Annotated in this window: 26 protein-coding genes; 13 read left to right on the top strand and 13 right to left on the bottom strand. The window is 67.9% G+C overall.

Annotated features, from left to right (window positions below):
- Nucleotides 1-82: 82 nt before the first annotated feature.
- Together AB2U09_RS13590 and AB2U09_RS13585 are read right to left on the bottom strand one after the other, a co-directional pair.
- Nucleotides 83-844 carry an IclR family transcriptional regulator gene (locus AB2U09_RS13590; RefSeq protein WP_436922918.1) on the bottom strand — a complete coding sequence of 254 codons (762 nt, stop codon included), beginning with the start codon at nucleotides 842-844 and terminating at the stop codon, nucleotides 83-85.
- 148 nt (nucleotides 845-992) lie between these two features.
- On the bottom strand, nucleotides 993-1,778 hold the full coding sequence (locus tag AB2U09_RS13585; protein ID WP_459193256.1) for a hydroxypyruvate isomerase family protein: 786 nt from the start codon (nucleotides 1,776-1,778) through the stop codon (nucleotides 993-995).
- A gap of 163 nt (nucleotides 1,779-1,941) precedes the next feature.
- Here AB2U09_RS13585 and AB2U09_RS13580 point away from each other — a divergent pair, with 163 nt between their 5' ends.
- Both AB2U09_RS13580 and AB2U09_RS13575 read left to right on the top strand, forming a co-directional pair.
- Nucleotides 1,942-2,451, top strand: coding sequence for an LUD domain-containing protein (locus AB2U09_RS13580; protein ID WP_459193255.1), 510 nt, complete (start codon nucleotides 1,942-1,944; stop codon nucleotides 2,449-2,451).
- Nucleotides 2,452-2,453: 2 nt separating this feature from the next.
- Nucleotides 2,454-4,676 (top strand): LUD domain-containing protein, encoded by a 2,223-nt coding sequence (locus tag AB2U09_RS13575; protein ID WP_459193254.1) that lies wholly within the window; start codon nucleotides 2,454-2,456, stop codon nucleotides 4,674-4,676.
- Nucleotides 4,677-5,318: 642 nt separating this feature from the next.
- Here AB2U09_RS13575 and dgoD read toward each other — a convergent pair.
- From dgoD to AB2U09_RS13555, 4 genes are all read right to left on the bottom strand, one after another.
- Nucleotides 5,319-6,473: a galactonate dehydratase gene (dgoD, locus tag AB2U09_RS13570; protein ID WP_459193253.1), complete on the bottom strand. Its 1,155-nt coding sequence runs from the start codon at nucleotides 6,471-6,473 to the stop codon at nucleotides 5,319-5,321.
- A gap of 104 nt (nucleotides 6,474-6,577) precedes the next feature.
- On the bottom strand, nucleotides 6,578-7,078 hold the full coding sequence (locus AB2U09_RS13565) for a TRAM domain-containing protein (RefSeq protein WP_459193252.1): 501 nt from the start codon (nucleotides 7,076-7,078) through the stop codon (nucleotides 6,578-6,580).
- Between the two features lie 120 nt (nucleotides 7,079-7,198).
- Nucleotides 7,199-8,425 carry an AGE family epimerase/isomerase gene (locus AB2U09_RS13560; RefSeq protein ID WP_459193251.1) on the bottom strand — a complete coding sequence of 409 codons (1,227 nt, stop codon included), beginning with the start codon at nucleotides 8,423-8,425 and terminating at the stop codon, nucleotides 7,199-7,201.
- 75 nt (nucleotides 8,426-8,500) lie between these two features.
- Nucleotides 8,501-8,734: a DUF2249 domain-containing protein gene (locus tag AB2U09_RS13555; protein ID WP_459193250.1), complete on the bottom strand. Its 234-nt coding sequence runs from the start codon at nucleotides 8,732-8,734 to the stop codon at nucleotides 8,501-8,503.
- 142 nt (nucleotides 8,735-8,876) lie between these two features.
- On the opposite strand from AB2U09_RS13555, the gene AB2U09_RS13550 reads away from it, so the two are divergent.
- Nucleotides 8,877-9,257, top strand: a complete 381-nt coding sequence (locus AB2U09_RS13550; protein WP_459193249.1) for a putative zinc-binding protein — start codon at nucleotides 8,877-8,879, stop codon at nucleotides 9,255-9,257.
- Between the two features lie 6 nt (nucleotides 9,258-9,263).
- Here AB2U09_RS13550 and AB2U09_RS13545 read toward each other — a convergent pair whose 3' ends face one another.
- Together AB2U09_RS13545 and AB2U09_RS13540 are read right to left on the bottom strand one after the other, a co-directional pair.
- On the bottom strand, nucleotides 9,264-10,433 hold the full coding sequence (locus tag AB2U09_RS13545; RefSeq protein ID WP_459193248.1) for a DUF763 domain-containing protein: 1,170 nt from the start codon (nucleotides 10,431-10,433) through the stop codon (nucleotides 9,264-9,266).
- An 80-nt stretch (nucleotides 10,434-10,513) separates the two neighbouring features.
- Nucleotides 10,514-12,031, bottom strand: a complete 1,518-nt coding sequence (locus AB2U09_RS13540; protein WP_459193247.1) for an NAD(P)H-hydrate dehydratase — start codon at nucleotides 12,029-12,031, stop codon at nucleotides 10,514-10,516.
- A 229-nt stretch (nucleotides 12,032-12,260) separates the two neighbouring features.
- On the opposite strand from AB2U09_RS13540, the gene AB2U09_RS13535 reads away from it, so the two are divergent.
- A complete protein-coding gene (locus AB2U09_RS13535; RefSeq protein ID WP_459193246.1) occupies nucleotides 12,261-12,437 on the top strand; it encodes a hypothetical protein in 177 nt (58 codons plus the stop codon).
- 232 nt (nucleotides 12,438-12,669) lie between these two features.
- Here AB2U09_RS13535 and AB2U09_RS13530 read toward each other — a convergent pair whose 3' ends face one another.
- On the bottom strand, nucleotides 12,670-13,899 hold the full coding sequence (locus AB2U09_RS13530) for a sensor histidine kinase (protein ID WP_459193245.1): 1,230 nt from the start codon (nucleotides 13,897-13,899) through the stop codon (nucleotides 12,670-12,672).
- 209 nt (nucleotides 13,900-14,108) lie between these two features.
- Here AB2U09_RS13530 and AB2U09_RS13525 point away from each other — a divergent pair, with 209 nt between their 5' ends.
- Nucleotides 14,109-14,555 carry a DUF7575 domain-containing protein gene (locus tag AB2U09_RS13525; protein ID WP_459193244.1) on the top strand — a complete coding sequence of 149 codons (447 nt, stop codon included), beginning with the start codon at nucleotides 14,109-14,111 and terminating at the stop codon, nucleotides 14,553-14,555.
- A 50-nt stretch (nucleotides 14,556-14,605) separates the two neighbouring features.
- Here the strand turns inward: AB2U09_RS13525 and AB2U09_RS13520 are convergent, their stop codons facing one another.
- Nucleotides 14,606-15,205 (bottom strand): TetR/AcrR family transcriptional regulator, encoded by a 600-nt coding sequence (locus tag AB2U09_RS13520; RefSeq protein ID WP_459193243.1) that lies wholly within the window; start codon nucleotides 15,203-15,205, stop codon nucleotides 14,606-14,608.
- 166 nt (nucleotides 15,206-15,371) lie between these two features.
- On the opposite strand from AB2U09_RS13520, the gene AB2U09_RS13515 reads away from it, so the two are divergent.
- From AB2U09_RS13515 to AB2U09_RS13505, 3 genes are read left to right on the top strand one after another with little or no spacing between them, the layout of a single operon-like run.
- Complete coding sequence (locus AB2U09_RS13515; RefSeq protein ID WP_459193242.1) at nucleotides 15,372-15,971, top strand: TetR/AcrR family transcriptional regulator; 600 nt, start codon at nucleotides 15,372-15,374, stop codon at nucleotides 15,969-15,971.
- Complete coding sequence (locus AB2U09_RS13510; protein ID WP_459193241.1) at nucleotides 15,971-17,470, top strand: MATE family efflux transporter; 1,500 nt, start codon at nucleotides 15,971-15,973, stop codon at nucleotides 17,468-17,470. The genes AB2U09_RS13515 and AB2U09_RS13510 overlap by 1 nt, the downstream gene beginning before the upstream one ends.
- 4 nt (nucleotides 17,471-17,474) lie before the next feature.
- Nucleotides 17,475-18,275, top strand: coding sequence for a polyprenyl synthetase family protein (locus AB2U09_RS13505; protein ID WP_459193240.1), 801 nt, complete (start codon nucleotides 17,475-17,477; stop codon nucleotides 18,273-18,275).
- 27 nt (nucleotides 18,276-18,302) lie between these two features.
- Here AB2U09_RS13505 and AB2U09_RS13500 read toward each other — a convergent pair whose 3' ends face one another.
- Nucleotides 18,303-18,455, bottom strand: a complete 153-nt coding sequence (locus AB2U09_RS13500) for a zinc-ribbon domain-containing protein (protein ID WP_459193239.1) — start codon at nucleotides 18,453-18,455, stop codon at nucleotides 18,303-18,305.
- Nucleotides 18,452-18,607, bottom strand: a complete 156-nt coding sequence (locus AB2U09_RS13495; protein ID WP_459193238.1) for a DUF7837 family putative zinc-binding protein — start codon at nucleotides 18,605-18,607, stop codon at nucleotides 18,452-18,454. The genes AB2U09_RS13500 and AB2U09_RS13495 overlap by 4 nt, the downstream gene beginning before the upstream one ends.
- Nucleotides 18,608-18,813: 206 nt before the next feature.
- On the opposite strand from AB2U09_RS13495, the gene AB2U09_RS13490 reads away from it, so the two are divergent.
- The 3 genes from AB2U09_RS13490 to gdhB all read left to right on the top strand — a co-directional run bounded on the left by AB2U09_RS13490 (nucleotide 18,814) and on the right by gdhB (nucleotide 20,903).
- A complete protein-coding gene (locus AB2U09_RS13490) occupies nucleotides 18,814-19,278 on the top strand; it encodes a response regulator (protein ID WP_459193237.1) in 465 nt (154 codons plus the stop codon).
- 152 nt (nucleotides 19,279-19,430) lie between these two features.
- Entirely contained in the window at nucleotides 19,431-19,586 is a 156-nt protein-coding gene (locus AB2U09_RS13485) for a rubrerythrin-like domain-containing protein (RefSeq protein WP_459193236.1), read from the top strand.
- A gap of 21 nt (nucleotides 19,587-19,607) precedes the next feature.
- Complete coding sequence (gdhB, locus tag AB2U09_RS13480; RefSeq protein WP_459193235.1) at nucleotides 19,608-20,903, top strand: glutamate dehydrogenase GdhB; 1,296 nt, start codon at nucleotides 19,608-19,610, stop codon at nucleotides 20,901-20,903.
- A 68-nt stretch (nucleotides 20,904-20,971) separates the two neighbouring features.
- Here gdhB and AB2U09_RS13475 read toward each other — a convergent pair whose 3' ends face one another.
- Nucleotides 20,972-22,873 carry a sensor histidine kinase gene (locus tag AB2U09_RS13475; RefSeq protein ID WP_459193234.1) on the bottom strand — a complete coding sequence of 634 codons (1,902 nt, stop codon included), beginning with the start codon at nucleotides 22,871-22,873 and terminating at the stop codon, nucleotides 20,972-20,974.
- Nucleotides 22,874-23,242: 369 nt separating this feature from the next.
- Between AB2U09_RS13475 and AB2U09_RS13470 the strand changes: the two genes are divergently transcribed.
- Together AB2U09_RS13470 and AB2U09_RS13465 are read left to right on the top strand one after the other, a co-directional pair.
- Entirely contained in the window at nucleotides 23,243-24,628 is a 1,386-nt protein-coding gene (locus tag AB2U09_RS13470) for an MATE family efflux transporter (protein WP_459193233.1), read from the top strand.
- Nucleotides 24,629-24,699: 71 nt separating this feature from the next.
- Entirely contained in the window at nucleotides 24,700-25,701 is a 1,002-nt protein-coding gene (locus AB2U09_RS13465; protein ID WP_459193232.1) for an ROK family protein, read from the top strand.

Below are 25,701 nucleotides of genomic sequence, written 5' to 3'. Positions count from 1 at the left end.
GTGAACACCGACCGCAGGCGAGACTGTCACTCCGGGTGGGCACCGGGAGAGCGCCCACGGAAAGCTGGAGCCGCTGGGGCGGCTACGCGTGGGTCATGTTGACTTCGATGACGTTGGCGATGCGCAGCACCTGTCGGGGGATCTCCTCCTCGAAGCGCTCGCCCTGCATCCGGTTTTTCGGGCCGGAGACGGAGATGGCGCCCAGCACCTCGTCGTCGTCGAGCAGCGGCGCGGCGATGCAGATCATCCCGCGGACGCGCTCTTCCCTGTCGATGGCGTAGCCGCGTTCGCGGATCTCCTCGAACTGCTCGAAGAGGACGTCCTCGTCGGTGACCGTCCGGTCGGTGATCGCCGGCATGCCGTGGCGGTCGAGGATGTCGCGGACGCGCTCCTCGTCCATGTGGGCCATCATCGCCTTGCCGAGCGCGGTGGTCTGGAGGTGGACGCGATAGCCGTTGTAGGTGTCGAGCTTGACCGCGTTCTCCCCCTCGGTCTTGTAGAGGAAGACGCCGCGCCCGTGCTCCTCGACCATGAGGTTGGAGTGCTCGCCGGTCTGCTCGGCGAGCTTCTGCAGCTCCGGCTTGGCCACCTCGAAGACCTTCATGCGCTGGCGCGCGTACCCACCGAACTCGAGGAATCGCGTCCCCGTCTTGTAGGTCCCGTCCTCGTTGACGACCAGCTCGAGTTCCTCGAGCGTCCGGAGGTGGTCGTGTACTGTACTCCGCGGGAGGTCGAGTTCGTCTGCGACTTCCGTCACACCCGCCCCGTCGAGTGCGCGGAGCACCTCGACGACGTCGAAACTCACCCGCGTCGCCTTCACCGGAACGTCGATCTCGGTTTGCATCCTTCGGTCGCCTCTACCCGGTACTCAAACCTCGATCATTATAAATCTGTACGGTATTACCGGAACCGGTGTTCGGCCGTTCGTGAAGCGCGCGCCGAGTCCGTTCCGGCACCGCGATCAGAGCGGACAGATCACCCACTCCCGCCGATCAGGCGAGTTCCAGCGTCGACCGGACGGCTTCGTCCATCGACGTGCCCTCGCTGGTCGCGAAGAACTCCATCCCGACGTAGCCGTCGTAACCGGCGTCGTCGAGGGCGTCCAGCACCTCGCTGTAGGCGATCTCGCCAGTCCCCGGTTCGAACCGGCCGGGGTTGTCGGCGACGTGGACGTGGCCCACCTGATCGACGTTCTCCGTCAGGTTGCGGATCACGTCGCCTTCGGTGATCTGCTGGTGGTAGACGTCGAAGAGCACCTGCACGCGGTCGCTGCCCACCGCGCGCGTGACGTCGAACGCTTCCCGGGACGATTCGAGGAAGTAGCCGGGGTGGTCGACGACCGTGTTCAGCGGTTCGATGACGACCGTGACGCCGACGTCCTCGGCGGTCGGTGCCACGTCCGAGAGAACGCGTTCGAGCGCGCGTCGCTGGGTATCCCGGGAGAACCCGCCCTGGTCGGGGCCGACGGTGACGATGAGACACTCCGCGCCGAGGTCCCCCGCGGCCTCAAGCGACCGCTCGATGTCCGCCACGGCCGTCTCGCGGTCGTAGGGGTTGACCGCCGCGGGCGCGTCGCGGTCGTCGATGTTCGAGCCCGCGCCCGCCGCGAGGACTCCCGCGATGTCGATCCCGTGGGTTTCGCAGGCCGACTCGACGGCGTCCAGGTCGGCGCCTTCCCAGTCGAAGAACTCGACGGCCTCGACGCCGAGGTCGGCGGCGCGCTCGATCCCGTCGGGGACCGACTCGCCGACGATGCCGGCGTTGACGTCGAAGGTCACCACGGCGCCGTCACCTCCCGTCGAGACGGTCGCTCTGTCCGTGATTCACGTCGGTGGCTCGCTATCTCCATGTCCCGGTGCAGAGCCCCCTCGGTCTTGAAATTACTCGTCCGTTCGTCACTGACCCGCAAAGCACAAGACCGGGCGGTCCGACGTTCGTCCCATGACTTCCGGGACTGTGGACGGCCTGCGTGAGGACCTCGAATCGGTGGGCGTCCAGACCCATCGGGTCCGACCGGAGGAGTTCGCCGAGATCATCGCTGACCTCGCCGTCGGCCCGGCCGTCGGCGTCCAGTTGACCGATTTGCCCGTCTCGCTTTCGGAGACGCCCGTGGTCGTCGACCCCACGCCCGCGGAGCTGAAGGCCGCGAGCGTCGGCGTGACGCCCGCGTCGCTCTGCGTCGGCGACTACGGGTCGCTCGTGCTCCCCGGCACCGCCGACGGGGCAGAACTGGTCAGCCTCTTCGTCGAGGACCACATCGCCGTGCTTCGAGAGGAAGACGTCGTCGAAGACATGGAGACGGCGTTCGAGGGCTTCGACGCGGACCCCGAGACGGCGCGAGGCAGCCGGATCCTCGCGACCGGACCGAGCGCCACCGCCGACATGGGCGCGCTCGTCGAGGGCGCGCACGGGCCGAAGACGGTGACCGCAATCGTCGTGGAGGGGTCGTGACGATGGCGAAACAGGACGACTACCGGCGACTCATGGACGCCGAGGGGGCGGCCGTCCGCGCCAACACGACCGCGTTCAACGACGGCCGCTACGAGTCGGTCGCCAGACTCGACGACTACGAGGAACTCAAGGAACAGGCCCGCGCGATCAAGGAGGACGCCATCGAGCGACTCCCCGAACTCGTCGATCAGCTCCGCGAGACCGTCGAGGACAACGGCGGGACGGTCTACGTCGCCGACGACGCCGCGGACGCCAACGAGTACATCAGGGAGGTCGTCGCCGACGAGGACGCCGAGCGAGTGGTCAAGAGCAAGTCGATGACCTCGGAGGAACTGGAGGTCAACGAAGCGCTGGAGGAAGACGGGGTCGACGTGGTCGAGACGGATCTCGGCGAATGGGTCCTGCAGGTGGCCGACGAGGCCCCCTCCCACATCGTCGCGCCGGCGATCCACAAGTCCCGCGAGGGTATCGCCGATCTCCTCAACGAACGGTTCGACCCCGATCCACCGCTGGAGACCGCCGAGGAACTCACCCAGTTCGCCCGCGAGCACCTCGGCGACCTGATCGAGGACGCCGACGTGGGCATGACGGGCGCGAACTTCGTCGCCGCGGAATCGGGGACGATGGCGCTCGTGACCAGCGAGGGTAACGCCCGCAAGTCCGTCGCAGCGACGGACACCCACGTCGCCGTCGCCGGCGTGGAGAAGATCGTCCCCTCGGTCAGCGACTTCGCGCCGTTCGTCGAACTCATCGGCCGCTCGGGCACCGGACAGGACATCACCTCCTACATCTCGCTGTTCACGCCGCCGGTCGACACACCGACCGTCGACTTCGACGACGACGAGACGCCCCTCTCCGAACTGGACGCCGACCGGGATTTCCACCTCGTACTCGTCGACAACGGTCGCCTCGACATGCGCGAGGACGACCAGCTCCGCGAGACGCTCTACTGCATCCGGTGTTCGGCATGTTCGAACAGCTGTGCCAACTTCCAGAGCGTCGGCGGCCACGCCTTCGGCGGCGAGACGTACTCCGGCGGCATCGCGACGGGCTGGGAAGCCGGAATCGAAGGCGAGGACGTCGCCGCGGAGTTCAACGACCTCTGTACCGGCTGTACGCGCTGCGTGAACGCGTGTCCGGTCGGCATCGACATCCCGTGGATCAACACGGTCGTCCGGGACCGGATCAACCGCGGCGACGACGAGACCAACTTCGACTCGCTGGTCGACGGCCTGACGCCGGACGCCGAGGACGAGGGGAGCCCGCCGCTGGGCAAGCGCTTCTTCGGGAACTTCGAGACGGTGGCGAAGCTCGGCAGCGCGACCGCGCCGCTGTCGAACTGGCTGGCCGACGCGGGGCCGAGCCGCTGGGCGATGGAGCGCGTCCTCGGCGTCGACCAGCGCCGCGACCTCCCGACCTTCCGCCGGGAGACGTTCCGTGAGTGGGCCGACAAGCGGTCGAGCGGCGTCGACGGTTCGGACACCCACGGCCGCGAGGTCGTCGTCTATCCCGACCTCTACACGAACCACGTCCTCACCGACCGGGGGAAGGCGGCCGTTCGCGCGCTCGAAGCGCTGGGCTGCTCGGTGACCGTCCCGGACGTGCGCGCCAGCGGCCGCGCGCCGTTCTCGCAGGGGATGGTCCGCACCGCGACCGACCACGCCGAGGACGTGGTCGCCACCCTCTCGGAGTACGTCGCCGAGGGCTACGACGTGGTCGTCGTCGAGCCGAGCGACCTCGCCATGATAGACCGGGAGTACGAGAAGCTCCTGCCCGAGGACGGCGATGCGCTGGAGACGGTCTCGACGAACAGCTACGAGGTGCTGGAGTACGTCTACGGCCTGCTAACCCAGGAAGGCGCCGACGAGGACCTCCTGAGCGGCCCCGACGCCGACGGTCCGGGAGTCGTCTACCACAGCCACTGCCAGCAGCGGACGCTCGGGCTCGAATCGCACACTGTCGCCGTCCTCGAACGCCTCGGCTACGACGTGACGACCACTGACGTGGAGTGTTGCGGTATGGCAGGGAGCTTCGGCTACAAGTCCGACTACTACGAGATCAGCATGGACGTCGGCGAACAGCTCGGCGAACAGCTCCGGGCGCCCGGCAACGGCGACCGCATCCCCGTCGCCAGCGGAACCTCCTGTCTCGAACAGATCGACGCGCTCCTCGCGCGCGAGCCGACTCACCCCGTCGAACTCCTCGACCCGAGACGCGACTGGTAGGTCCAGATCGGGTCCGGGCCACTGCCCCGATCCGGAAAACCATACGCATTTCCAGTACTGATCGTAAATTTATGATTCGTCGCCTCACCGATCTGGCGCAAAATCGGCACGATCGGCGACACTGGTAGCCGGCCCCGGCACCCTCAGGACCTTTAGGCCCTATTTCCTACGTTTTTGAGTCCAAAACGGAGAATCGAACTGGGCCCTCCCCGGAGCACTCGGCCGCTTCCGGATTCCGAACCGAACCGAGTTAGAAGGCAAATAGAACCACACCGAGAACCCTCGAATAGCCCAATTCCGGATCGAAACCGCGAGGTATTGACGTTTCCCATCAAGTCTTTCACGGTGGGCAGAGAAATTGACAAATAACGTTTGAATTCCCTATCGAGTAAGAATATTTTTATGACTGTCCGGCGCGGTAATCGACTGCGATCGCGGGGCCTACCGAGACGAGGAATGGGACCCAAACATTTGAGGCCGGGCCGACTTGCGTGTGTGGACCCTTTGCATAGATGGCTCGTGCGAGACGGGCCAGCTTGCCACGGCACCCCGTCCGACCCACTCTGTCACCCGGTTTCAACTCGGGGGCGACTAGCCCCCCTTTCGTGCCGTCGATCTCTTCGTTCGAGCGGCAGCGACCGCTCACCACTCGGCGACGCTGCCGTCGTCGTGGCGCCAGACCGGGTTGTGCCAGTCCACGTCCTGCCCGGCCTGCTCGCGGACGTACTCCTCGTCGATCTCGATGCCCAGTCCGGGACCGTCGGGGACCGCGACGGCGCCGTCCTCGTACTCGAAGACCGACGGGTCAGTGAGATAGGCCAGTTCGTCAGTGCCTTCGTTGTAGTGGATGCCGAGGCTCTGCTCCTGGATGAGCGCGTTCGGCGCGTTCGCGTCTACCTGGAAGCACGACGCGAGGGCGATGGGGCCGAGCGGGCAATGGGGCGCGAGCGCGACGTCGTAGGCCTCCGCCATCGCGGCGATCTTCGAGACTTCGGTGATCCCGCCGGCGTGGGACAGGTCGGGCTGGATCACGTCGACGACCCCCTGCTCGAAGACCTCCTTGAAGTCCCAGCGGGAGTACATCCGCTCGCCGGTCGCGATGGGCGTGGTGGTGTGGTTCGCGACGTGCGGGAGCGCGTCGTTGTTCTCCGGGAGGACGGGCTCCTCGACGAACATCGGTTCGTAGGGTTCGACGGCTTCGGCGATCCGCTTTGCCATCGACTTGGCGACGCGGCCGTGGAAGTCCAGTCCGATGTCGACCTCGTCGCCGACGCGCTCGCGGACCGTCCGCACGCGGTCGACGGCCGCCTCGACGGCCGCGGGGTTGTCGACGCGGCGGAGTTCCGGCGTGGCGTTCATCTTCAGCGCGGTGAGTCCCTCGTCGACCCGCTCCTCGGCGGCGTCGCCGACGTCGGCGGGCCGGTCGCCGCCGATCCACTGGTAGACGCGGACGCGGTCGCGTGCCTTCCCGCCGAGCAGTTCGTAGACCGGCGCGCCGAAGTGCTTGCCCTTGATGTCCCACAGCGCCTGGTCGATGCCCGCGATGGCGCTCATCAGGACCGGGCCGCCGCGGTAGAAGCCGCCGCGGTACATCGCCTGCCAGTGGTCCTCGATGTCGGCGGGGTCCTCGCCGAGGAGGTAGTTGTCCATCAGCTCCTCGACGGCAGTCTCGACAGTCTTCGAGCGGCCCTCGACGACGGGTTCGCCCCAGCCGACGGTGCCATCGCTCGTCTCGACTTTCAGGAAGAGCCAGCGGGGCGGTACCTCGAACAGTTCGTAGTCGGTGATCGCCGTCACGGTTGATCTGCCGGACGTGCGATCGGAACCCGGTTAAGCGTTCTGTCAGCCGGACAGCGGCCGTTTCGGGGCCGCGTTCGAGAGTCGTACACGACAGCGGTCGGTTACTCGTAGTAGCTCAACCGCTCGACCACTTCGGCGAAGGCGACGTTCTCGCGCACGTCCGTGATCTCGACTTCGACGCGCTCGCCCTGTTCGGTGTCGGGGACGATGACGACGAACCCGCGCTCGACGCGCGTGATGCCGTCGCCCTGTTCGCCGATGTCCTCGATCTCGACGCGGCGGGACTCGCCCTCCTCGACGGGCGGTCGCTGCCGGCTGCCGCGCTCGCGGCTCCCGTTCGTCGACTCGCTCGGCCCGTCGTCGTCGCTCGTCTGCCCGCCGTTCTCGCGGGAGGACGAACCGGACCGGTCGGCCCCGTTCGTCCGTTCGTCGGTCCCGTTCGAGCCCGTGTCCGGCGACGGGAGCAGTGCGACGCGATACGTCTCGCCCGGTTCGACTCCGCCGCGCCTGACTTCCCGCTTGGGAACTTCGACGACGTACGATTCGTCCCGCTCCTCTACGCGCGCGGAGAAGAGACAGCGAAGTTGATCGGAGATCTCCATTCGTAGCTCTGTCTCGCACGCAGGCCCCGGGACCACTTGGTTCTATCGAGCTATCCCCGTCAGGGGACAACGGCCATAATCCCGGCGTTTGCGGCCCGTATCGGGAAACGAACCGTCTCGTCACCGATCACTCGTCGCCTGCAGGACGTCGGCGCAGGCACCGAGCGGGTGGTACTCGGTCTTGACTTCCGGCGAAGCGTCGATTGCCGCCTCGTCGACCTCGTTGTCCGGCGTCAGCCGGAAGTACCAGTTGCCGTACTTCGGGTTGACGGCGTTGTCCATCGCGTACTCCCAGATCCGGTCGTACCACGTCCAGTACGTCTCGTCGCCAGTGACCTCCCCGAGACGGGCCGCGGCGGCGAACCCCTCGGCGAGCGGCCAGTAGTACTTCTCCTCCGCGATGGGCTCACCGTCGCGGTCGAAGTTGTAGACGAAGCCGCCGCGGTCGCCGTCCCAGCCGCGTTCGACCGCGGCGTCGAAGAAGCGTTCGGCTCGGTCGACCAGCCAGTCGGCGTCGACGTGCTCGTCGAGGTGACAGAGCAGTTTCGCCCACTCGAGCAGGTGGCCGGGCTGGTACCCCCACGGGCGGAAGAGGTGCGTGGGCTCCTCGCGGTTGTACGACCAGTCGTGGTCCCACTCCGTCGTGTAGTGCTCCCAGACTAACCCGTCGCCCGCGTCGGCCAGTTCCAGCGCCAGTCGCTCGGCGATGGCGTACGCCCGGTCGAGGTACTCCTCCTCGCCCGTGGCTTCGTAGGCGGCGATGAACCCCTCGCAGGCGTGCATGTTCGCGTTCTGTCCGCGGTAGGCCTCGGTCTCCTCCCAGTCGGCGTCGAGTTTCCCCCTGCAGAGGCCGTGTTCGGGTTCCCAGAAGCGCTCGTCGATAGTCTCGAACGTCTCGCGGACGTGCTCTTCCGCCCGCGGAATGTCGGCCTCGGCGGCCGTCGAGAGCGCGAACAGGACGAACGCGTGGGCGTAGGCGGTCCGCTCGGGGTCTTCGACGTCGCGTCCGGAGAGCAGCCACGGGTAGCCGCCGTCGTCCTGGCGGTGAACGTCGATCAGAAAGTCGACGCCGTGCTGGGCGGCGGAGTGACACCAGTCGGGACCGCCGAGCCGTTTCCCCGTGCTGAAGTTGAAGACGAACCGCGCCGTCGCGACGGTGAGCTTCGACTTGCCGTCGTAGACGTGGCCGTCGCGGTCGCTCAACTGGGCGACGTACCCCCCGAAGCGGTGGTCGACGCAGTCGGGATAGTAGAAGTTCAGGAGTCCGCGGACGTGCTGGCGGAGCCACCGCTCGTCGCGATAGATCCCCTCGCGCCGCGAACGCGGAACTCCGTCGTCGGCTGACATGAACGGCGGTTCGTCGCACTGGCGGATAGTGTTTGCTCTCCCCCCGGTGAGGTGATCGATCCAGTGCGCGCTCGATTACTTCTTGGGGAGCGTGGCGATGAACTCGTTCGGGCCGACGCGGTCGACGGTGTACCCCTCGGCGTCGAACGACTCGATCTCCGCCGCCATCTGGTGGTACAGCGGCGTCGGTTCGTGGTCGTTGACGAGCGTCAGCGCCTCGCCGCTCTCCAGTGCCTCGAACGCCTCGAAGATCTTCGGGTGGCGTTCCGGCGGCGGCACCTCGCGGAGGTCCAGCTGTTGTTGGGCCATCGTCGGAAACGACGCCGCGGACCCCCGAAGGCGTTCGTGCGAATACCTTCGCCTGCGTAGCGACCATTCGTCACGGTCGAACCGGGCGAAACGAAGTCGTTCGGGACAATCGCTTCCGTGGACGGCGGGGAACGGATCGGCGATGACCGACGACTACGACGACCTACCGCTGGTGTACTCCTGTTCGGGCTGTTCGAGCGCGGCGCAGATGGCCAACGACCTCGCCGTCAGACTGGACCGCGAACGGCTGGCCGAGATGTCTTGCATCGCCGGCGTCGGCGGGGACGTGGCCCCGCTCGTCGACACCGCGACCTCCGGCCGGCCGACCGTGGTGATCGACGGCTGCCCGCTGGAGTGCGCCCGCAAATGTCTCGACGACCACGGCGTCACCCCCGACCACCACGTCAACCTCGCCAAAGAGGGCGTGCCGAAGGAGTACCACACCGACTACGACGACGAGCAGGCCGACCAACTGTTCGCCGACCTCGCCGACGAGGTCGAACGCGTCGACGCGACGGGCTGATCCGTCTCACTCCAGTTCCGCAAGGCGCTGGAGCGACTGCTGTTTCGTCTCGCGGTCGAGTTCGGCGCCGTCGAGCATCGACCGCATGTACTCGATCGACCGGTCGTAGCGCTCGCGCTCGACCGGTTGGGGCGTCCCGTCCTTCCCGCCGTGGGCGTATGCGTACTTTGCCGGGTCTTCCCGGGAACTCTCGGCGTCGTAGACTAGTTCGGCGACGAGCGCGAGCGCCCGGATCGACCCCGGCCCGATCCCGTCGAGGTCGAGGAGTTCCTCGTAGCTGTCGGGCTGGTACTCGTAGGCCCGTTCGAGCTGATCGATCGCTCGCTCCGAGAGGTCCGCGTCCCGGAGCTCGTGGTGGGCCGGCATCGTCAGGGCCGGATCGTCCGCGAGCACGTCGAGCGCTCCCGTTCCGTTTCCGCCGGCGTTCCCGTCCCTGCCACCGCCCCCGCCATCGCTCGGAACGCCACCGCCGAAGTCGGCGAGCGAGGCCTCGCCCCGGAGTTCGCGCTTGAGGTGGACCGGGTCGTCCTGCACGAGGTCGACCGAGGCCTCCCGCGTCTCCGCCGAGCCTTCGGAGGTGAGATCGAGCGTGTCGGCTTGCCCCTGCGAACAGATGGCCGCCTGCGGTTCCTCGACGAAGTCGTCGACGTCGTCGGAGAGCCAGTGGTAGCGGCGGGCGGTCGAGTCGTTCATCCCCTGCTGGACGACGCACCACGACCCGGATTCGGTGATCGCCATCGTGTGGTGATAGAGGGTGAACGAGTCCTGGACGCAGGCGTTGTCGACGGTGGCGCTCAGCCGCGAGGTGTACCGGAGGTCGTCGCGCGCTCCGGGCGGCAGACCCAGCGGGCTGTCGTCGATTTCGTCGGGCGTCTCCCGGGAGGTCGCGCCCTTGCCGCCGACGATCTCGATCCCGTGGTCCTCGGCGGAGAGGGCTTCCTTCAGCGCGCCCATGGTCGTCGTCGTGACGCCCGAGGAGTGCCAGTCGAAACCGATGACGCAACCCAGCGCTTGGAACCAGTAGGGGTCGGCGAGTCGCCGGAGGAGTTCCTCCCGGCCGTACTCCGCGACGACGGCCTCGGCGATGGCGCCGCTGAGGTCGACCATCCGGTCGAACAGCCACGAGGGCGCCGATCCGGAGTGCAGCGGCAGGTCCGCGCTCGTGCGTCGAGCCATGCCGCGCGGTAGGAGCCCGACGCCCAAGAGTGAGCGCCACGGGCCGGAAGTGAAACCCGGACGAGGCGGCCGCGTCGCCGCTATCGCGGGGGCAGTCTGTCACCGCGACGTGGGGCCGGGCCGTCACCGCTACGTGGGATCGACCGCCGCTCCGGCGGCCAGATCGTCGGCGGGATGGCATCCAGCAGGCCCGACGCGACGAACCCGGCGCCCATCGTCTCGGCCAGTCGCTCGCCGGCCCGGCCTTTCACGTAGCCCGCGGCACAGGCGGCGTCGAGCGGGTCGGCGACGCCCAGGAAGGCCGCCGTCAGCCCGGCGAAGATGTCGCCCGTTCCGCCGACAGTCAACCCGGGCGTTCCCGCGCGGACGATCCGTGTCGACTCTCCGTCCGTCACGACCGTCTCGGCGCTTTTCACCGCGAGCGCGTGGCCCAGTTCGGCGGCGAACGACTCGATCTCGTCTGTCGACTCCCGGAGATCCGCTACTGACGGTCCGCCGATCTCCTCCAGTTCGTGGGTATTCGGCGTCAGAACGAGCGTCGCGTCGGTCTCGACGGCCGGAACCGCCGGGATGGCGTCGGCGTCGACGACGGCGCGCCCGTCGTAGGCCGAGAGAAACGCTTCGACGGCCGCGTGCGTCTCGTCCGCGTCGCCCAGCCCCGGCCCGAGCACGACCGCGTCGTCGTGTCCCATCGCGGTCTCGACCAGGTCGTCGACCTGATCGGGCGTCAGGTGCTCGCCCGGGTACGGCTGGACGATGAGGTCCTCGGCGTAGCCGCTGATAGGGTCGCCGACCGCCTCCGGGACGGCGAGAAAGGCGAGGTCGGCGCCGCCGCGGAGCGCCGCCTGCGCGCTCAGCGCCGGGGCGCCCGTGTAGGGGCCGCCGCCGATCACGAAGATCCGCCCGGCGTCGTCGTCCGCGCGGTTCGCCCGCACGTGTCCGCGAATGCACTGGAGGTCGCCCGGGCCGACGAACCGCTCGGCGGCCGCCGGGATCCCCACGTCAGCGACAGTGACCTCGGAATCAGAGTCAACGCGGGAGTCGAGTCCGGGCTTTGCGGCGTGGAAGGCCACAGTGCGGTCGGCGTCGACGGCGACGCCCGGCTGCTCGCCAGTGTTCCCGTCCAGCCCGGACGGCACGTCGACGGCGACGACGGTGGCGTCGCAGCCGTTCACCGCCTCGATGGCCGTCCGCTCTGGCTCATCCGGCGCAGCGGAGATATCCGGGCCGAGGATCCCGTCGAGGACCACGTCCGCGGCCCCGAAGTCGAGGTCACGCGGGTCGACGACGGGGTGGGCGTCGAGTTCCGACGCGACGGCGGCCGTCCAGTTTTCGTGCGCGGTCGCCGCCGCGATCGATTCGGGACGGCCCAGTAGCGGAATCTCGGGATCGAGTTCGTCGAGATGGCGGGCGGTAGCGAGTGCGACACCGCCGTTTTCGCCGCGACCTGCGACGACCGCGACGGCGGCGCCCGCGCTAGCGCACTCGCGCACCTCGCGGGCGACGGCCGTCGCGCTCGCTTCCGTCAGTTGCGCCCGCGAAACGCCGAGCGCGACGGCGTTCGACGTGACCGCTCGCATCCGATCAGCCGTGATCATACCCGGGCTACGGTCCGGCGCGTAATCGGTGCCCGGGCGGATACTGCAGGGCGGTCACGGCGCGACCACCGGGCGGACAACTGTGAGTTACTTTCCCGCACCACGTTCTCCCCGCCCCGTCGCCGTCCCCGAGAAACGACCGTTCGAGGCGGCTCGGCCGTCGATACTGGAATAGCAGACGTTATTAGCGCTCCCGGTAACGGATTGGTCCCGGGCCGGTGGACACGACATGGACGAGATTTTCAAACTGGAGTACCACCCCGTCGACACCCCGCCGCGACGGCTCCGGATCCTCCTCTTCCCGGGCGAGGACGACATCCACCGCGTCACCGAACAGCTCACCGACGGAACGTGGGAGGAGATCGAGCGCGACCGGATCGAGTACTTCGAGTACTCCGACGAGTGATCCACCGGTAGCGACTGGCGGAACGGCGTTCTCCCGGTCGTCGAGGACGAGTACAGGGCGAAAACGCGGGCCCGGACGGGCCCGCAGGGTTGTGGTGGGTTCGGGTGGGAGTTGGGGAACTCCCGAACGAAGTGGATGGCTTCGTTGTCCGTGTGTGCGGACGGCTTCGAGTGCTCCCGGCCGCAGCATAAACTTTGTCCATACCGCAGCAACGTGCCCGACCGACGTTCGATCAATCGAGGTGCAACTCGTCCGACTCCCCCGCGGTGTCGGTCGTCGGAGTGCTGGATGCATCCGGATCCGGCTCGGCGGAGCGAGCCGCCACACCGGACGCGGCTCGCGGCAGTTCGACACGAAAGACGCTCCCGTCCGCTCCGGTCTCCACCAGTTCGACCGACCCGTCGTACTGCTCGACCAGTTCGCCGACGAGAAACAGTCCGAGCCCGTGGTCGGTGGCGAACGAGTCCGGCTGACCGAACAGTTCGCCGACACGGGCCTCGGGGATCCCCTCGCCGTTGTCCGCGATCTCGACCGCGACGGTTTCCCCGGAGCGCGTTACCGAGATGCCCACTTTCGCGACGGCGCTGTCGTTGTGTTCCACCGCGTTCGCCAGCAGGTTCCCGAACACGTGTTTCAGTAGCGAGTTCGCCTGCACGTAGGTATCCTCGGGGATCGAGGCGTCGACCTCGACCGGCTCGTCCCTGTCCTCGATCCGCTCGATCTCTCCCTGTAACACCGCGCCGACGTCCATCGGTTCGAGCGCAATCTCCTCGTGGGCCACCTCGATCAACAGCCGGACGTCCGTGATCACGTCCGCGATGTCCTCGCTACGGCGATGGATGACCTCACCGTGCGCGTAGGCGTCGCTCCCGGGGTCGCTCTCCTCCAGCAGCAAGTTCGCGTGGCCGCTGATGATCTGGACCGTGTTCAGGCCCTCGTGGCGGAGGAAGCTGTTGAGGTAGTTGAGGAGGTCGCGCTGTCTGGCGAGGCGTTCCGACCGGTCCTGGGCGAGTTCCGCCTCGACGGAGTTCTGGACGGCCCGGGCCTCGGAGACGCCGATGACGACGCCGAGACCCGCTCCGACGGCGATCCCCCAGCGGACCCACGCGACGAATATCGCCAGTGACGAGACACCGATAACCGCGATGAGCAGCAGGTTGAACAGCAGCGACAGCACGGCGCCGCGGAGCAGCCACTCCAGGATGCGGGGATATCGCGCCGGGTCGAGCCGGCTCTCCGGGAGTCGATAGCCGGCGTAGCCGATCCCGACGACGAACGGCGCGGCCGTGAGCACCCCCACGATGAACTCACCCTGGAAGACCAGCGTCTCGCCGCTCGACCCTGCGAGTACGCCGAGCGCGCGAAGCGCGACCTCCAGAAGGGTCGCCGCCCCGAGGACGACCGCGACCGCGACGAGGTACCGCGGTATCCGCCGTTCGTCCCCTCGAAACCACGAGTTCACAGACTACCAAACATCGATAGAGAATAAATAAGCACGGGCTACTGCTCGGCCATCCCGGCGCTCGAAGCCGGGCCGCCTGGCCGCCGAATCGACGCCCCTGGGTAGCAGCCGTCCGCCACAGACCGCCGACCGCCGACGGGTTCGCCGTCGGATATCCGAACCGTCCGGAGGCGAGAAGACTTATGGCTGACTAACTGGTTAGTAAGAGCATGGACCGATCGATATCTCGGAAACGGCCGTGGCTCGCCGCCGTGCTCGCGGCGCTGGGGACCGGATTCGGGCATCTCTACCTCCGCCGGTGGCGGCGCGCGATCGGGTGGGTCGCGGTCCTGTCCGGGGTCGCCGTGTTGTTCGTCGATCCCGCCGCGCTCGACGCGCTCGTGAACTCCGGGACCGTCGACCCGCAGGCACTGGCACCGCTCCTGGTCGCGGGCGCGTTCAGCGTCGCCGACGCGTACGTGCTCGCCCACGCGCACAACATCGTCGCACAGGCGACTGCCTCGGCCGACGGCCAGCTCATCCACTGTCCGAACTGCGGACGGGAACTCGATCCCGAACTCGACTTCTGCCAGTGGTGTACGGCCGAGGTCGGTGAGTTAGCGCCGGAATCGGCTGCCGAATCGCCGGCGAAACGGTCGGACGATCCATCGGAGTAAGTGGCCAGCGGTGCGTTCGGTGCCGGGGCTCGCCGTCCGTCGTAGCAGTTTCAGCGGTCCTCGAGCAGCAGTGCCGTGACGTACTCGTCGGCCGCCCGCCGTGCCGTCTCCAGCGACTCCGTCTCGTCTAACACGACAGCTCGCGTGCGGGCGCCGTCGACGATGGTCATCAGCGCGCTCGCGACGTGTTCCGCGTCGGCGTCGGCGAAGACGCCCTCGTCGATGCCGTGGTCGATGACCGTCCGGAGCATGTACCGGACGTACTCGTCGTTCTGCCGAAAGCGCTCGGCGAACGCCTCCTTGTACGGCGCCTGACTCCGCATCTCCAGCATGGCGATCAGGAGGTCGTAGTGGTCCCCGGGGACGACGAGCAACTTATCGAGCAGTAAGTTCAGTCGCTGTTCGGGATCGGTCGTCTCGACCTCGTGGATCGTCGCCACGAACCGGTCGAGGACGTAGTCTAGGAACGCGGCCAGCAGGTCGTCTTTCGTGTCGTAGTGGTAGTGGACGGCGGCCGTCGACTTGCCGTACTCCTCGGCGATCCGTTTGATCGTGAGGTTCGCGTATCCGTGCTCCCGGAGCGCCCGGTAGGTCGCTCGCATGATCTCCTCGTCGGCCTCCGAGAACGACCTGTCCGGCTTGTCGGCCATTGGTAGTGCATACGGCCAGTCCCGGTTAACAGTTGTGACCCGATAGTCAGCCGCTCGCAGAACGCATCACCCGACCGAGGGGCGCTCCGCGGCGATACGGCGCCGCCGACGGACCCGTCGGGCTTCCAAAGCTTTTTGACTAACTAGTCAGTAAGCTACGTATCGAATGGACGACGAACCAGCGACGGAGATCCTTGAGGCGGCGTATCGCGCACTCTGCGACCACGGATACGCGGATCTGACGATGCAGGACGTCGCGGCCGAGGCCGACACGAGCACCGGACTGATCCACTACTACTACGACAGCAAGGCGAATCTCTTCAGCGAGCTACTCGCACACCTCTACGATCGGTTCACCACCGAACTCCGGTCGGAGCCAGAGGGCGGGCCCCGCGAGCACCTCGCGGTGCTCCTCGACCTGCTTCTGGCCGACTCGGAAACGACGCCCGGACGGGAGTTCCGCACGGCGATGCTCGAAGTGAACGCGCAGGCGCCCTCTGACGAGGCGATCCGGTCACAGCTCGCCGCGTTCGACCAGGCGCTCTTCGAGCGGTTCCGGGAGGTGCTGTCCGCCGGCGTCGAGGCGGGTGCGTTCGACGAGCGCGTCGACCCGGACGCGGGCGCGGAACTCCTCGTTACCGTGGTTACCGGGGCTCACGCCCGGAACGCCGCGTTCGACCGCGCCCCCGAACGGGTACACGAGTCGGTGACCCGGTACGCCGAAGCGTATCTGGTCGCCGACGGGTCGACGGAGGTCGCGCACTGATGGGCGTCCGCGACCGTATCGGGGCGCTGTTCAAAGGCCCCGAGGAGTTCGACCTCACGTCGGGCGGCATCGGCAAGCCGCTGTTTTTCCTGTCGATGCCGATCGTCGTCACGAACCTCTTCCAGACGGCCTACAACCTCGCGGACACGTTCTGGCTGGGCCAGTACAGCACGGACGCGCTGGCGGCGATCAGCTTCGCGTTCCCGATGGTGTTCCTGCTCATCTCGCTCGGGATGGGCATCTCGGTCGCCGGGAGCGTCCTCGTGGCTCAGTTCACCGGCGCCGACGAGAAGCGCGAGGCCGAGTACGCGGCCTCCCAGACGGTGACGTTCGCGGCCATCGCGTCGATCATCCTCGGTGTCGTCGGCTACTTCGCGGTCTCCGACTTCCTCGCGCTCATGGGCGCCTCCGACGACGTGTTGCCCCTGGCGACGAGCTACATGGAAGTCATCTCGCTGGGCCTGCTGTTCATGTTCGGCTTCGCCGTCTTCATCGCGCTCATGCGCGGCTACGGCGACACGATCACCCCGATGCTCGTGATGTTCGGCTCGGTCGTCCTGAACATCGTCATCGACCCGTTCCTGATCTTCGGCTTCGAGGGCAACCCGCTGTTCTCGATGCTCGGGCTCGGCGGGCTCGAAGCGACGCTGCTCGAGGCGACCGCCTACACCGGTTCGGGCATCACCGGCGCCGCGATCGCGACGATATTCTCGCGCGCCCTCGCGCTGGTGGTCGGGCTGGCGATCATGTTCCGCGGGACCCGCGGCGTCGAGATCAACCTCCGCGACATGGCGCCCGACCTCACGTACCTGCGGCGGCTCCTCCGGATCGGCCTCCCCGCGTCGGTCGAAGGGATGGGCCGCGCGCTGTCGATGAACCTGCTGCTGTTCATCGTCGCGATGTTCCCGGACGCCGTCGTCGCGGCCTACGGGATCGGGACGCGCGTGTTCTCGGTCATCTTCCTGCCGGCAATCGCCGTCGCTCGGGGCGTCGAGACGATGACCGGCCAGAACATGGGTGCCGACAAACCGGACCGGGCCGAACAAGCCGCCGGGCTCGCCGCGAAGGTGCTCTTCGGCATCCTGACGGCCGCCGGCATCCTCGTCTGGTTCGTCGCGGCGCCCATCGCCGACGTGTTCACGACCGACCCCGAAGTCGTCGACATCGCCACGGAGTTCATCCGCTACGTGGCACTGACCTTCGGGTTCATCGGCATCATGCGGGCGTACACGGGGAGCTTCCGTGGCGCCGGCAAGACGCTGACCGCCGCGGCCATCTCCGTAGTGATGCTCGGCGTCGTCCGGTTCCCGATCGCGTGGATCGCCTCGGGCCCGCTCGGCGAGTCGGGCATCTGGCTCTCGTTCGCCGTCTCCAACGTCGTCGGGGCGGTCGTCGCCTACGGCTGGTACCGGCGCGGAACCTGGCGCGAGAACGACCTCACGGAGTCCGGTGTCGACGTCGGTGACGCCGGTCCGGAGGCTGTCTCGACGGACGACTGACACCATGACGACCGACTGGACGACCACCGACTCCGAAGCGGCGATCGACCGCCAGCTCGACGCCGCTGTCGAATCCGCCGGCGGTGCCCGGCTCCCGCTCGCCCGGGCCGTCGTCGACGAGTCCGAGGACCGGTGGTTCGGCCAGGTGCTGGCTCGCACGTACCGGGCCGTCGCCGACGACGCCGACCACGAACTCGTGGGACGGGCGGGCGCCGCGGTCGAACTGCTCCGCGCTTACTGCCGGCTCAGAAACGAACTGCTCGTCCAGATCGACGGGTCGGTTCCGCACTCGCTCGACCGGGATCGGACGGTCGCCCTCCTCGCCGGCGACTTCCTCTACGCCGCGGCGTATTCGACGCTCGGCGAGATCGACCGTCCCACGCTCGACGCGTGCTATCGGACGCTCGCAGAGACGTCCAGCGACCTCGTTCGGACGTTCCACACCATTCGCGACCGGGCAGGCGCGAGCGCCGACGATCACGTCTCGCTGGTCGACGGGACGGCTGGCCGCCTCGGCGAGAGCGCGGCAGTCGTCGGTGTCACGCTCGCCGGGGCCGACGAGTCCCACCGGGATCACTTCGCGTCGCTCGGTCGCGGTCTCAGCACGGCGCGACAGATTCGACTCGCCATCGAGGACGAGGGCAGCCCCGACGGGATCGTCCCGCCGGCGGTCGACGAGGAACGGCTCCGCTACCACGCTACGCGGCAGTTCGCAATGGCGACGGACGCGCGCAACCGACTGCGATCGGTCGCCGAGACCGAGCGACTCCGCCCCCTCTTCGAGGCCGCGGAGTTCGATGCGTGACCCGCGCCCGTGCGGCGGGCAGACCGCTCAGAGATCGTAGCGGCTGAGGGCTTCGCTACCGCACTCGGGGCACTGCTCGGCGCCCTCGTCGAGGGAGGTCCCGCAGCGCCGACACTCGACCACCGACGCGGTCGACGACCCCAGCAGGCGCCGCACCCCGTCGACGATCGAGAAACTCATCGCGGGTGAACCACGTCGTGACAGTCCGGACACTCGGCCCAGACGTCGGTCTCGCCCGATTCCGTCTCGTAGCTGATCAGGACGTGACGGGACAGCACCTCCTCGCCGCAGACCGGACAGACGCCGAGCCGTGACGATTCTTGCGTGACCATTGAAATCACCTGGAAGCGTGAGCGCGGTTCGGACGCGGGGGCGCGCTCTCGGTACAGACTGCACGTCCCGTTCGTACATATACTCCAGCCTACCGCAGTGAAAGTGGTCTGGCCGACCCGTTCCGAGACGGGGACTGTCAGGCGCTCACGCCGAAGATATTAGGACGAACGGCTATCGCCGCAAGCCGCCTTCCTTCCAGACGAACGTGCCGACCGTGACGCCGACGACTCCCCGAGGACGGACCCGAACCTACGACGTCCTGCTGCTGGAGTCGGATCCGGTGGCCGTTGCCCCGTTCGTCGACGCGTTCGAAGCGACGGCGGCCACGAAACGCGTCCACGTCGTCGACGACGTCACGGCGGCGCTCGAGTTCCTGCATCGGCGGGGCGAGTTCACGGACGTATCGCGGCCGGATCTGGTCGTCGTCGACCTGCGTCTCGGCGGTTCCCGTGGAATGGAGATCCTCGCCGAGATGCGCGATGATCCCGAACTGCGGCAGATCCCGGTCGTCGCAACGGAGGCCGACGCTATCGAAGACGTCGCCCGGGCGTACGAACTGTGTGCGAACGCCTACGTCCACAGGCCGACCGACGCAGCGGGACTCGAACGGCTGGCCGAGACGCTCGTCACGTTCTGGCTGGAAGTCGCACATCTGCCGCCGAAGTCGTGAGGCGAACGGAGTCCACCGTCCCCGAATTGGCACTCCGAAGTACGGTGGAACGCCGCAGGCGATCGCGCCCACCAACCACATATAAGGTATTGATATATCCTTAATATTCATATTACGATTAATACTTACCCGAGGCGCTACAAGCGATGGTCATGCCACACGGACAAGACGTCGAACACGAGAACGACCCGAACGAGACATCGACGTACGAGTGTCTGCAGTGCGGCGACATGGTGAACTCGGAGTCCCATCCCGGCGAGTGCGAGTGCGGCGGCGAGTACCAGAACCGGGCGAAATCCCTCGAATAACCCACCCAACGGGATCATCAGATGGCCACAGAACCCACCTCGACAGCCGAGGGTGCGTCGTCGGAGACCGACGACCACCCGGAGACCGCACTCGAGACCGCGCGCCACCAGCTCAACGAGGCGGCGTCGATCATCGACGTCGACCGGAACATCGTCGAACGGCTCAACTACCCCGCGGCCGTCCACGAAGTGACGATCCCCCTGAAGCGCGACGACGGGACGGTCGAGATGTTCCAGGGGTACCGCGCCCAGCACGACAGCGTCCGCGGGCCGTACAAGGGCGGCCTCCGCTATCATCCGGAGGTCTCCCGCGAGGAGTGCATCGGCCTCTCGATGTGGATGACCTGGAAGTGCGCGGTGATGGACATCCCCTTCGGCGGCGCGAAAGGCGGCGTGGTCGTCGACCCGAAGGACCTCAGCGAGGCCGAGACCGAGCGGCTCACCCGCCGGTTCGCCAACGAGATACGCAACATCATCGGGCCGATGACCGACATCCCGGCGCCCGACATGGGAACCGGCGCCCAGACGATGGCGTGGATCATGGACGCCTACAGCGTCCAGGAGGCCGAGACGACGCCCGGCGTCGTGACCGGAAAGCCGCCCGTCATCGGCGGGAGCGAGGGCCGCGAGGAAGCGCCCGGCCGCAGCGTCGCCATCATCAGTCGTGAGGCGCTGGAATACTACGACTACCCCCTCGAAGACGCGACCGTCGCGGTCCAGGGCTTCGGGAGCGTCGGCGCGAACGCGGCCCGCCTGCTCGACGACTGGGGCGCGTCGATCGTCGCCGTGAGCGACGTCAACGGCGCCGCCTACGATCCCGACGGCCTCGACACCCGCTCGATCCCCTCGCACGACGAGGAGCCCGAGGCCGTGACCAAGTACGCCGACGAGACGATCAGCAACGAGGCGATCCTCGAACTCGACGTCGACCTCCTCGTTCCCGCGGCGATCGGGAACGTGATCACCGAGGACAACGTCGACGACATCGAGGCCGACCTGATCGTCGAGGGCGCCAACGGGCCCACGACGTTCGCCGCCGACTCGATCCTCGACGAGCGCGGCGTCCACGTGATCCCGGACATCCTCGCCAACGCCGGCGGCGTGACGGTCAGCTACTTCGAGTGGCTCCAGGACATCAACCGCCGCGCGTGGTCGCGCGAGCGGGTCAACGAGGAGCTCGAGACCGAGATGCTCGCCGCCTGGAACGCCGTCCGTCAGGAGGTCGAGACCCACGACGCCTCGTGGCGCGACGGCGCGTACATCGTCGCGCTCTCGCGGATCGCAGAGGCCCACGAGAGCCGCGGACTCTGGCCCTGATCGGGGCGGTCCGCTCTCAGGTCACGTCCGCGTTTCTCCCTCGCTGGCGATGCCATCACCGAGTTCTCTCAGGCCCGCTGGCCGTCGTCGGGGAGCGTGAAGAAGAACGTCGACCCCGTCCCCGGTTCGGACTCGATCCAGATGCGGCCGCCGTGGCGCTCGACGATCCGCTGGCAGAGCGCGAGGCCGAGCCCCGTCCCGGACTGCTCGTCCTGCGTGTGGAGGCGCTGGAACACCCGGAAGACGCGGTCGGTCTGTTCGGGGTCGATGCCGACGCCGTCGTCGCTGACCGCGACCGTCCACGTCGTGCCGGTCCGCTCGGCGGAGATCTCGACCGTCGGCGGTCCGCTCCCGCTGTACTCGATCGCGTTGCTCAGCAGGTTCTGGAACACCTGTCGCAACTGGCCGCTGTCTCCCCGGACGGTCGGCAGGTCGCCGACGCGGATCGACGCCTCGGCGTCGTCGATCTTCAGTTGCAGGTCGCTCGTGACGTCCGCGACGACGTCGTTCAGGTCCACCCGCTCGGTCGGCTCGTCTTCGGTCTCCACCCGCGAGTACTCAAGGAGCCCCTCGATCATCTCGCGCATCCGCTCGGCGCCGTCGACGGCGAAGGCGAGAAACTCCTCGCCCGACTCGTCGAGGTCGTCGGCGTAGCGGCGCTCGATCAGCTGGAGGTAGCTCGTGATCATCCGCAGCGGTTCCTGTAAGTCGTGGGAGGCCGCGTAGGCGAACTGTTCGAGACGCTCGTTCGACGCTTCGAGCCTGCGCTGGTGTTCGCGCCGTTCGGAGACGTCACGCCCGATCCCCGCCAGCACCGACTCCCCGTCGGGGGTTTCGAGCGGGGACGCGACGAACTCGTAGGGGACTGCCTCGCCGCGTTCGGTCACGAGGTCGGCTTCGACCTGGGTGTGACCCGTCTCGAACCCGCGCTCGATCGCCTCCCCGATCGCCGTCCGGTCGTCCTCGTCGAAGAAATCGAGGGCGTGCATCGACTCGATGTCCTCGTCGGTGTACCCCGTCACGTCACAGAGGGTCTGATTCCACCGCTGCAGCGACCCATCCGTGTCGAGGACGTAGAACATGTCGTCGATCGCGTCGAGGATGTCGTCGGTGTACTGCTTGTAGTGTTTCAGTCGCTGCTCTCGCTCGCGCAGGGCGCGTTCGGCCGCTTTCCGCGGTGAGATGTCGCGGAACAGGCCGACGAAGTAGCGATCGCCGTCGAAGAAGAAGTCGTTCAGCGAGATGCCGAGCGGGACCTCCCGGCCGTCCTTGTGCTGGCCGGGGAGTTCGACGTACTCCCAGTCGAGGTTCTTCGTCCCCGTCTCGAGATAGCGGTCCAGCGCGGTCAGGTGGGCCTCGCGGAGGCGCTCGGGGATGATGCTGAGTTTGCTCCCGCCGACGAGTTCGTCCGGGGAATACCCCAGCAGGTGTTCCACCGCGGGGTTGGCGTACTGGATCCGACTGTCAGTGTCGAGGACGATGATCCCCTCCGAGAGCGCGTCGGCGAGCGCGACGAACGCCCGTGCGGGGGCGGCCTCCTTGTCCGGCAGCGCGGCGCTGCCTCGGGTGCGATCCGCGACCCGATCGGCACCCTGATAGAGTATCGCGACGATCGCGTGGTCGGTGTCCTCGGCGTCGGGAACCGCCTTGAGGAGCGCTTCGCACGCGACGACCTCGCCGTCGCCCGTCGCGACGGGGAGCGTGAGCGCAACCGACGAGGAGACCGCGTCCTCGTCCCGCAGTATCGCCTCGAGGGACGGCGGCGACGTCGTCAGGAGGTCCGTGAACGACGCGCCGAGGAGGGCGTCCCGAGGATGGGAGGTGAGCCTCCCGAACGCGTCGTTCAACGCGGTGATCTCGCCGGTCGACGCGAGGTGTGCGACGCCGATCCTCGCCTGCGTCAACGCCGGGGTACCAACGCGCGCGACGCTGTCTCCCCCGGTCTCCGGGTCGTCGCTCGCTGGGGACACGACCCTTCTAGTGGAGCGACGACGATAAGCGATTCCCTGCAACAGCAGCCCGATCGCGCGGTTTCCGGCCGAACGCCGCCGGGTCGGCCACCGGGTGGTTCACCGCCGGTCACACCGGGGCGTTGCGCCCCCGGCGACCGGCGACGTAGAGCGGTACCATGAACAGGAGGGTGGCGGTCACCCAGACGACGAGCCCGAACAGGAGTCCCCACAGCAGCATAGGCGTGCAGTGGGACGCCTCGGAGATTGTTATACGGCGTGTAACGTGAACTCATGGCACGATAACGGGGCCGTCGGGCGCCGGGCGGCGGCCGGTCTCCTCGCCGGTACCGGGAATTTGTTACGCGTCCTCGCCCTCCGATCGGGCGAATGGGCCAGGTCTCCACGCGGACGCGGGCAGTCTGGCGGCGCGCGGCCGGCCTCGGCTGGCCGATCGCCGTCCAGCACACGTTCACCACGCTCATGCGGACGGTCGACCTCGTCGTAACCGGGCTGTTCTCGCCGGCCGCGGTCGCCGCGGTCGGCCTCGCCGACCTCTTCGCGCAGATCCCGTTGCGGCTCGGACTCGGCCTCGGGGCCGGTGCCATCGCGCTGTCGAGCCAGGACACCGGTCGCGGCGACGACCTGACGCGGGACCGCGCCATCACGCAGGCGCTCGTCATCGGCGCGCTCTGTGGGCTCCCGCTGGTCGGTGTCGGCCTGCGCTTCAGCCGGGACCTGATCGGGCTGCTCGGCGCCGAGCCCGAGGTGGCCCGCCTGGGCGGACTGTACCTGACGCTCGTGTTCGCGGCCGCGCCGATGCGCATCGTCGGCCTCGTCGGCGCGCGGTCGTTGCAGGGGGCCGGCGACACGACGACCCCGATGGTCGTCAACGGCGGCGCGAACGTGCTGAACGTCCTGTTGACCGTCGGCCTCGGGCTCGGGATCTGGATGGCGCCGGAACTCGGGATCGTCGGCGTCGGCGTCGCGACGGCGGTCAGCCGCACGGTCGAAGCCGTCGCGGTCACGGTCGCCATCGCGAGCCCGCGGACGACACTTTCGCTCGCGCCGTCGCGCGACTACACCATCGCCCGCCAGCTCGTGACGGTGAGTCTGCCCACGTTCGCCGAAGGGATAAGCAACTCGCTGGCGAACTTCCCGTTCAACGCCCTCCTGCTCCTGTTCGGGACCGAGGTCAACGCCGCCTACCACATCGGCCGGCGCGTCTACCAACAGCTGACCGGGCCACTGTATCGCTCGGCGAGCACCGTCGCGAGCATCATCGTCGGCCAGACCCTCGGCGAAGGCGACCCGGACGGGGCCCGGTCGGCCGCCGTCGCGCTCCTCTCGCTCAGCCTCGGGGTGTTGACCGTCGCGGGCGCCCTCATGTTCGTCGGCGCCGAACAGGTCGTTCGCGTCTTCACCGACGACCCCGCGACCCGCCGCAACGCCGTCGCGTTCACGCGCGTGTTCGCCGTCTCCATGCCCTTCTTCGGGGTCTTCTTCCCGCTCTCCGGCACTCTGCGCGGTGCCGGCGACACGCGCACGCCGTTCTACGCCCGCCTCGTCGGGACGTTCGTGTTCATGGTCGGGTTCTCGTACCTGTTCGGCGTCACCCTCGACTACGGGTTGCCGGCCGTCTACGCCGGCGTCGTCCTCTCGTACGTCTGCTGGGCCGTCGTCGTCGCTGCAGGGTTCCTCCGTGGCGAGTGGGCGGAAACGGCCGCCTCGATGATGGCCGAACGCGCCGACCGCGAGTCCGCACCCGGCCAGTGACCGCTGGCACCCTTCTCGAGACCAGTACACCTTCCCAATACTCAAGCCCGGGCCACGAGAGTGTTCGACCGATGGATCACGTCGCAGTGTTCGGGATCGGTAGCACGAACTTCCGGTACGCGGTCGCCACCACCGACGGCGAGTTTCTGACCGATGTCGCCGTCTCGCGGACGCGCCACGACGAGCTTCCCGACCAGCTCGTCGCGGCCATCGGGGAACTACAGGGAGAGACGGCCCACGCGCTGGACAGCGTGGCAGTCTCGTGCACCGGGCTCGTCGATTCGGCGGCCGGCGCGATCCGCGAACTCGATACGCCCGCGGGCGAGACGATCGACCGAGTCGACGTCGCTACACCGGTCGACCGGGCACACGGTCTGCCGGTGAAGCTGGTGAACGACTGCAACGCCGCCGCGCTCGGCGAGTGGTACTACGGAGCGCGGACGGACCAGCGCTGTCTCGCGCACGTCACGTTCGGCACCGGCATCGGCGGCGGCGTCGTCCAGGACGGCCGGCTTGTCCGCGGTAATAGCGGCCAGGCCGGTGAGTTCGGGCTGTTACCCATCGCCCCCCACGGCGACTACGAGAGTACGGGCGTCGACGGCGCCTGGGAAGCGATCTGTTCCGGGCGAGGCATCCCCGAGTACGTCGCTCAGAGAGCGTCTGGGGACGAGTCCTCGACCGACGGTCGGGCCGAACCGGAGACGAGGGAGCGATTCGACGGCTCGACGACCGCCGAGGACGTCTTCTCGGCCGCTGCCGCCGGAGACGACCACGCGTGCGACTGTCTCGACGAGATCGCGCGGTACAATGCTGCCGGCATCGCCGCGATCTGCAACGCGGTCAACCCCGGGCTGATAACGATCGGCGGCGGCGTCGCATTGAACAACCCCGACTGGATCGTCTCCGGCATCGATCGGTATCTCGACCGGTACCTGTTCGTCGACCGGCCCGCGCTCCAGATCTCGCCGCTCGGCGACGATATCGGACTCTACGGCGCGCTGGCAGCGGTCCGGGCCGATACGGCGGACAGATCGGAACCGTCGGAGGACGCCACCGCACCAGGCGGTCGCTGA

The sequence above is a fragment of the Halosimplex yunnanense genome (assembly GCF_054504345.1).
Note: the sequence above shows the minus strand (reverse complement) of the source record. Positions and strands in the feature narration are given on the sequence as shown.

Coding starts and splice junctions, on each gene's coding strand:
- AB2U09_RS13590 (WP_436922918.1), bottom strand. CDS start 844: ATGCAAACCGAGATCGACGTTCCGGTGAAGGCGACGCGGGTGAGTTTC.
- AB2U09_RS13580 (WP_459193255.1), top strand. CDS start 1,942: ATGACTTCCGGGACTGTGGACGGCCTGCGTGAGGACCTCGAATCGGTG.
- AB2U09_RS13575 (WP_459193254.1), top strand. CDS start 2,454: ATGGCGAAACAGGACGACTACCGGCGACTCATGGACGCCGAGGGGGCG.
- AB2U09_RS13565 (WP_459193252.1), bottom strand. CDS start 7,078: ATGGAGATCTCCGATCAACTTCGCTGTCTCTTCTCCGCGCGCGTAGAG.
- AB2U09_RS13560 (WP_459193251.1), bottom strand. CDS start 8,425: ATGTCAGCCGACGACGGAGTTCCGCGTTCGCGGCGCGAGGGGATCTAT.
- AB2U09_RS13555 (WP_459193250.1), bottom strand. CDS start 8,734: ATGGCCCAACAACAGCTGGACCTCCGCGAGGTGCCGCCGCCGGAACGC.
- AB2U09_RS13550 (WP_459193249.1), top strand. CDS start 8,877: ATGACCGACGACTACGACGACCTACCGCTGGTGTACTCCTGTTCGGGC.
- AB2U09_RS13545 (WP_459193248.1), bottom strand. CDS start 10,433: ATGGCTCGACGCACGAGCGCGGACCTGCCGCTGCACTCCGGATCGGCG.
- AB2U09_RS13540 (WP_459193247.1), bottom strand. CDS start 12,031: ATGATCACGGCTGATCGGATGCGAGCGGTCACGTCGAACGCCGTCGCG.
- AB2U09_RS13535 (WP_459193246.1), top strand. CDS start 12,261: ATGGACGAGATTTTCAAACTGGAGTACCACCCCGTCGACACCCCGCCG.
- AB2U09_RS13525 (WP_459193244.1), top strand. CDS start 14,109: ATGGACCGATCGATATCTCGGAAACGGCCGTGGCTCGCCGCCGTGCTC.
- AB2U09_RS13520 (WP_459193243.1), bottom strand. CDS start 15,205: ATGGCCGACAAGCCGGACAGGTCGTTCTCGGAGGCCGACGAGGAGATC.
- AB2U09_RS13515 (WP_459193242.1), top strand. CDS start 15,372: ATGGACGACGAACCAGCGACGGAGATCCTTGAGGCGGCGTATCGCGCA.
- AB2U09_RS13510 (WP_459193241.1), top strand. CDS start 15,971: ATGGGCGTCCGCGACCGTATCGGGGCGCTGTTCAAAGGCCCCGAGGAG.
- AB2U09_RS13505 (WP_459193240.1), top strand. CDS start 17,475: ATGACGACCGACTGGACGACCACCGACTCCGAAGCGGCGATCGACCGC.
- AB2U09_RS13500 (WP_459193239.1), bottom strand. CDS start 18,455: ATGAGTTTCTCGATCGTCGACGGGGTGCGGCGCCTGCTGGGGTCGTCG.
- AB2U09_RS13495 (WP_459193238.1), bottom strand. CDS start 18,607: ATGGTCACGCAAGAATCGTCACGGCTCGGCGTCTGTCCGGTCTGCGGC.
- AB2U09_RS13485 (WP_459193236.1), top strand. CDS start 19,431: ATGCCACACGGACAAGACGTCGAACACGAGAACGACCCGAACGAGACA.
- gdhB (WP_459193235.1), top strand. CDS start 19,608: ATGGCCACAGAACCCACCTCGACAGCCGAGGGTGCGTCGTCGGAGACC.
- AB2U09_RS13470 (WP_459193233.1), top strand. CDS start 23,243: ATGGGCCAGGTCTCCACGCGGACGCGGGCAGTCTGGCGGCGCGCGGCC.
- AB2U09_RS13465 (WP_459193232.1), top strand. CDS start 24,700: ATGGATCACGTCGCAGTGTTCGGGATCGGTAGCACGAACTTCCGGTAC.